General features: G+C 73.7%; 6 protein-coding genes. 5 read left to right on the top strand and 1 reads right to left on the bottom strand.

The window, feature by feature from the left end; genetic code table 11:
* The 5 genes from ABD194_RS19130 to ABD194_RS19110 all read left to right on the top strand — a co-directional run.
* Positions 1 to 342 (top strand): RNA polymerase sigma factor (locus ABD194_RS19130; protein WP_343994439.1); only part of this gene is annotated, 342 nt, incomplete at its 5' end.
* Positions 339 to 1,232: a hypothetical protein gene (locus tag ABD194_RS19125; RefSeq protein ID WP_343994437.1), complete on the top strand. Its 894-nt coding sequence runs from the start codon at positions 339 to 341 to the stop codon at positions 1,230 to 1,232. The genes ABD194_RS19130 and ABD194_RS19125, both read left to right, overlap by 4 nt.
* Positions 1,229 to 2,137, top strand: coding sequence for an ATP-binding cassette domain-containing protein (locus tag ABD194_RS19120; protein ID WP_343994435.1), 909 nt, complete (start codon positions 1,229 to 1,231; stop codon positions 2,135 to 2,137). The genes ABD194_RS19125 and ABD194_RS19120 overlap by 4 nt, the downstream gene beginning before the upstream one ends.
* Positions 2,137 to 3,087, top strand: a complete 951-nt coding sequence (locus tag ABD194_RS19115; RefSeq protein WP_343994433.1) for a hypothetical protein — start codon at positions 2,137 to 2,139, stop codon at positions 3,085 to 3,087. Before ABD194_RS19120 ends, ABD194_RS19115 begins: the two co-directional genes overlap by 1 nt.
* Complete coding sequence (locus ABD194_RS19110; protein WP_343994431.1) at positions 3,084 to 3,686, top strand: hypothetical protein; 603 nt, start codon at positions 3,084 to 3,086, stop codon at positions 3,684 to 3,686. The genes ABD194_RS19115 and ABD194_RS19110 overlap by 4 nt, the downstream gene beginning before the upstream one ends.
* 174 nt (positions 3,687 to 3,860) lie before the next feature.
* Here the strand turns inward: ABD194_RS19110 and ABD194_RS19105 are convergent, their stop codons facing one another.
* Positions 3,861 to 4,373, bottom strand: coding sequence for a hypothetical protein (locus tag ABD194_RS19105; protein ID WP_343994429.1), 513 nt, complete (start codon positions 4,371 to 4,373; stop codon positions 3,861 to 3,863).
* Positions 4,374 to 4,701: the final 328 nt, after the last annotated feature.

Raw genomic sequence — 4,701 nt, 5'->3', positions numbered from 1 at the left:
GAGGTCGGCGCCTGGATGTGGGGCATCGCGATCCGGCGGCTCGTCAGCCGGCTGCGCAGCCGCCGCCCCGTCGTGCTGATGCCCGACCCGACCGCCCGGGGCGCCGCCTCGGTCGCGGTCGAGGACGAGCTGCTGCAGGGGGTGGAGTACGGCGACCTCGGCCGCGCCATGGCGTCCCTCTCCCCCGAGATGCGGGCCGTCATCCAGGCCACCGTGCTCGACGGGCTCACCACCCGCGAGGCCGCGAGCCTGCTCCACATCCCGCAGGGCACCGTCAAGACGCGGGTGCACCGCGCGAAGGCGCACCTGAGAGCCAGCCTCGTGGAAGGACACCGATCATGAGCACTCGTCACGTGCGATCCGCCGACCTGCGGGCGTGGGTGCTCGGGGAGGCGGACGGCCTGGTGTCCCTCTCGGTCGAGCAGCACGTCGTCGCGTGCTCGCAGTGCCAAGCGGCGGTCGCCGACGCGGTCGGTCACGCCCCCGCACCGATGACGTATGCCGTCACGCCGGGCTCCCCTGACGGTGAGACGTCGCGGGGCGGCTCGCTGCCGGACCTCGACACGGTCTGGCGTTCGGTGCGCGACGAGGTCGAGCTGCCGCGGCCAACGATCCTCGAGCGGGTCCTCGTGCGGCTGGGCCTCCCGCCGGCCGACGCGATGCTCGTGTCGGCGGCTCCGGCGCTGCGCGGGTCGTGGTTCTGCGCGCTGGCGCTGGCGGTGGCCTTTGCCGCTGGGGGTGCGATCGCGGCCCGGACCGGCGGCGTCACGATGTTCCTCACCGTCGCGCCGGTCGTGCCGGTGCTCGCCGTGGCGACGGCCTTCGGCCCCGAGGTCGGGGCGGCGGCGCTCGAGCAGGAGAGCGCTGCGCCCTACCCGCTTGTGCGGCTCGTCCTGCTGCGCACGGCCGCCGTCCTGCTCGCCGCCCTGCCCGTCGTGCTGCTCGGCCAGCTCGTCTTCCCCGAGGCCGCGGCGTGGCTCTGGCTGCTGCCGGCCCTCGGCCTCACCGCCGCGGTGCTCGCGCTGTCGCCGTGGTTCGGGCCCTGGTGGCCGGCCACCGTGATCACCGCCCTGTGGCTCGTCGGCACTGCCGCGGCCTCCCGCCTCGACACGATCTGGGTGGTCTTCGCGCCGCGCTACCTCGTGCTCTACGTCCTCATGCTCGCCATCGGCCCGCCGGTTCTCGTCCTGCGGGCACGGCACCTCGGCACCATCGGAAGGATCCCGTCATGACCGCACCCATCTCCCCCACGGTGTCGCTGCGCGGCGTCACCAAGCGCTACCGGTCGGTGGCCGCCCTCGACGCGGTCGACCTCGACCTGCAGCCCGGCATCACCGGGCTGCTCGGACCCAACGGCGCGGGCAAGACCACCATGCTGCGGGTCATGGCCACCGTGCTGCGGCCCGACGAGGGCCGGGTGCGCCTGCTCGGGCGGGACCCGGGCGAGCCGGACACCCGCACCGAGATCCGGCGACGGCTCGGCTACCAGCCGCAGGAGCTCGGCTTCCCACGCGGCTTCTCGACGATGGCGTTCGTCAACTACATGGCCGTCCTCAAGGAGTGGGCCGACCGTGACCGTCGCACCACGGAGGTGCGGCGCGTCCTCGACCTCGTCGGTCTCGGTGACGTCGCGACGAAGCGGATCAGCCGCCTCTCCGGTGGCCAGCGCCGACGGGTCGCCCTGGCCCAGGCCCTGCTCGGCACGCCCGAGCTGCTCGTCCTCGACGAGCCGACGACTGGGCTCGACCCGGAGCAGCGGGCCTCGCTGCGCGGCGTGCTCGCCGAGATCGCGGCCACCTCCACGATGCTCATCTCGACGCACCAGACCGAGGACGTCGCCGCCCTGTGCAACCGGGTCGTCGTCCTCGACGCGGGGCACGTCCACTTCGACGGGACGGTGCCCGAGCTCGTCTCGCTCGCAGCCGGCAAGGTGTGGATGGCCGACGAGCCTGATGCCGCGGCCCAGGCGTCGTGGCGCACGGCGACCGGCCGCTACCGCAACGTGGGTGAGCACGTGCCGGCACGTGCCGATCTCGGCGAGCCGAGTCTCGAGGACGCATACCTGCTGCTCCGGGGCGCGGCGGGGCTGGTGCCTTCGTCGTCCGTGGAGCACGAGCCCTCGGCAGAGGTGGCGTGATGACCAGCACCCCGGTGCGTGCCGTCGCTGGGACCGGCGCGTTGCCGGCCGGGAGGCCCCGCCGCGGCCAGTTCGGCGTGCTCGTCCTCTTCGAGTCGCTGCGCCTCGCGCGGCACCCGGTGCTCCTTGCCGGCACCGTCCTGGGAGTGGTCGGCACGACCTCGGCCCTGGTCCGCTCGGCCGGACCGGCGACGGACGAGGCCTTCGCCCTGCCGGACGTCGCGAGCACGGTCGGTGTGGCCGCGATGTTGTCCGCGTGCTACCTCACGCGGTCGTTCTCCCGGGCCGAGGAGCTGGTCGAGGCCTCCCCGACCTCGACCACGAGCCGGACGGCCGCGCTCTGCGTCACCGCCGTGGTGCCGGCACTGGTCGCGGTGCTGTGGCTGGTGCTCTACTACGGCGTCAGGCCGGCGGCGTTGGCCGCTCCGGGGTGGATGTACGGCACGTTCTCGCACGCCGACATCGCCGCCGTGCTGGTCGGCAACTCGGTCGTCGCCGCGGTGGGGGGCGCCCTGCTCGGTGTCGCTGCCGGACGGTGGTGGGGCTTCCGGGCCTCCTCCGCGGTGCTCGTGCTCGCTGTGGTGGTGTGGACGATGGGAGTCCTGGGAGCCTTCAGCAGCAGCGACACCGCGCCGGCAGCGTGGACGCGGTGGTTCCGGCTCTTCGCGCCGTTCGGCTACTTCACCTCGACCGCGCCCGAGAACGCCTCCGTCATGAGCCTCACGGGATCGCCACGGTGGTACCTCGCCTGGCTGGTCACGCTGTGCGCCCTGGCTGCGGTGGCCGCCCTGCTGTGGCGGTCGGAGGGCCGGACGCGACGCCGGGTCATCCGTGCCGGCGCTGTCACTCTCGCCCTGTCGATGCTCGCCTACGGCCTTGCGGTGAGTGGCGGTCTCAGCCAGCCGGTCCGCACCTTCCCGGACGGCCACAGCGTCGTGGTGACGAGATGAACCTGCCGCGATCGCTCGGTCCCGCCACGGGGCTCCCGTGGCGGCCCGTCGTGGTGCTGACGGCAGGTGGTGTCGGCCTGCTCTGCGTCGGTGTCCTCTGGCCGGGGACGGTTGTGGCGGGCGCTGCTGTGACCCTTGGGCTCCCTGTCCTGGCGGGCGCAGCGGCATACGTTCTCGACGAGGCGGCCGGCGAGGCGGTGGCCGCGGTCCCGACGTCACTGCGGACGCGCAGTCTGGCGCGGCTCCTGGTCGCGGCAGTGCTCGTGGCGCTCGGCGCGCTGGCGCTGGTGGGCGTGGCGCTGCGCGGCGGGAGCGGTGCCAAGGCCGGGATCACGGTGCAGCTGACGGGTCTGACCCTCGCGGCCGTCGCGACCGCTGCGGCGCTGCGTCGTCGCCTGGCCGAGCCGGGCGAGATGGTGGCCGGCGGGCTCCTCGGGATGGTGCTCGCTCTGACGACTGCGCACCCGCTGCAGCGGTGGGTCGACGTCTTCCCGTCCGAGGCGGCTCAGCGCTGGGCCGGCTCGCTGGTGCTGTGGGGGCTGGTGGCCGCCGTCAGCATCGCCGGTTTGTGGGCCGCCACCCGCGACCCGCTGGACTGACCGCGCGACCGAGCACGGTGTCGCCCATCACTCGGAAGCTCGCTCCACGGAAGCGGAGCAGCTTCGCCTTCCCCGCCCTGGCTCCGCCGGCCGATGGGCTGTCGGTGAGCGACCGCGGCCGCCTGCGCCCGGAGGTCTGGGAGGCGTGCCGCGCCACGCACTGACGGCACGCGCCTACCGGTGGACGTGCCGGCGTACTGAGGGGTCGGCCACCAGCTGGCCGTCGCGGCGGTGCAGCCGAGCGAGGAGGACGCCGTGATCGGGAAGCTCCCCCAGCACGTGGTCGGCGAGCATGAGCAGGGGCTGGTTGACGTAGCTGTCGGGGACGGACCCGGCGGGCCCGAGGACGGTACCGGCCGGCTCCTCGGCCCAGGTGATGACGACCTGGACCCGACCGTGGCTCTCGTGGTCGACCTCGCTCGCGTCGAGGCACGTCATGCTGGCCAGGACGATCTCGCGCCCGAAGGAGTCGAGCGCGAACCCCGGTGAGACCTGCACGCGGTCGCCGGCGACGGTGACGTCGAGGCCGGCGACGACGCCGTGGCCGTGGAGCAGCCGGTTGTGCATCCACTGCCGCTCGCGCGCCTGCTGCTGCTCGTGCTCGAGGTCGCCGACGGAGAGCAGGCGGCCGGGGAAGAAGTTGATCCTGCTGGGCTGTGGGATGTGCTGTGCGATGTGCTCCGTCATCGGCGCTCCTTGACCGTTGCTCCCCGAAGCCCCATCGTCACGCCGGCCGGGGCGGCTCGTCAGTCGTTTAGGCCAAGGCTCGCGAACCCTGTTCCGGCCGGGTTCGCGGCTCCTGGGTCGCTGCGCCGCCGGGTGACGTGCCGCCTGCCGTGAGAGCCTGCCCCCATGCGGTCCTACTGTGCGCTCTACGTCGATGTGGGCTACCTCCTGGCCGCGGCCGCGACGAGGGTGACGGGAACGTCGCTCCGCAAGGGCGTCGTGGTGTCCTATCCGGACCTCGTCGCGCGGCTCATCGCCGATGCCGAGAAGGCGAGCGGCCTGCCGCTGC

Source organism: Terrabacter terrae (assembly GCF_039529575.1).
Taxonomy (GTDB): Bacteria; Actinomycetota; Actinomycetes; order Actinomycetales; family Dermatophilaceae; genus Terrabacter; species Terrabacter terrae.
This window is presented reverse-complemented; position numbering and strand designations above follow the sequence as displayed.

Excerpts from the sequence above, each read along its gene's own strand:
- ABD194_RS19125 (WP_343994437.1), top strand. The coding sequence starts at position 339 with ATGAGCACTCGTCACGTGCGATCCGCCGACCTGCGGGCGTGGGTGCTC.
- ABD194_RS19120 (WP_343994435.1), top strand. The coding sequence starts at position 1,229 with ATGACCGCACCCATCTCCCCCACGGTGTCGCTGCGCGGCGTCACCAAG.
- ABD194_RS19115 (WP_343994433.1), top strand. The coding sequence starts at position 2,137 with ATGACCAGCACCCCGGTGCGTGCCGTCGCTGGGACCGGCGCGTTGCCG.
- ABD194_RS19110 (WP_343994431.1), top strand. The coding sequence starts at position 3,084 with ATGAACCTGCCGCGATCGCTCGGTCCCGCCACGGGGCTCCCGTGGCGG.
- ABD194_RS19105 (WP_343994429.1), bottom strand. The coding sequence starts at position 4,373 with ATGACGGAGCACATCGCACAGCACATCCCACAGCCCAGCAGGATCAAC.